Below are 433 nucleotides of genomic sequence, written 5' to 3'. Positions count from 1 at the left end.
CCCTCGGGGAGCGAGGCCAGGGGCCGTTCGGCGCCCCCGCCGCCGAGCCAGGCGCCCCGCAGGAACGCTTCGGCCATGGCGCCGAGGTTCAGCTCCTCCAGCGGGGTCGTCCGGCCGCCTCTGCGCAGTCCGACCTCGCTGAGGTGCACGGTCCGCGCGAGCGGATTGCGGGAGCGTTCCCCGTAGAGCACCTGGTCCATCGCCGTCCCCCTCGTCGTTCCGGCCGCCATGGGCACAGACTCCGGACGTGCGTGGTCCGGTACCAGCACGGGTGGGGACCGCCGGCCGGCACGGCGGCGGACACGGCGAAGCCCGCACGGCGAAGGCCCGGCTCCCCGTCGGGTGGACGGGGAGCCGGGCCCTCACACGGTGTCCGGCGGTCTCGAGGCCGTCAGTGCGGCCTCGTGACCGTCAGCGCGGTCCGAGCGACGTC

At 76.0% G+C, this 433-nt stretch carries 1 pseudogene; it reads right to left on the bottom strand.

Annotation, left to right across the window (positions count from 1 at the left end):
- Positions 1-200, bottom strand: a pseudogene (locus tag LPA54_RS39490) (hypothetical protein); the annotation flags it as partial.
- Between the last annotated feature and the right edge of the window lie 233 nt (positions 201-433).

Source organism: Streptomyces sp. DH12 (genome assembly GCF_020873895.1).
In the GTDB taxonomy this organism is placed as follows: domain Bacteria; phylum Actinomycetota; class Actinomycetes; order Streptomycetales; family Streptomycetaceae; genus Streptomyces.
Note: the sequence above shows the minus strand (reverse complement) of the source record. Positions and strands in the feature narration are given on the sequence as shown.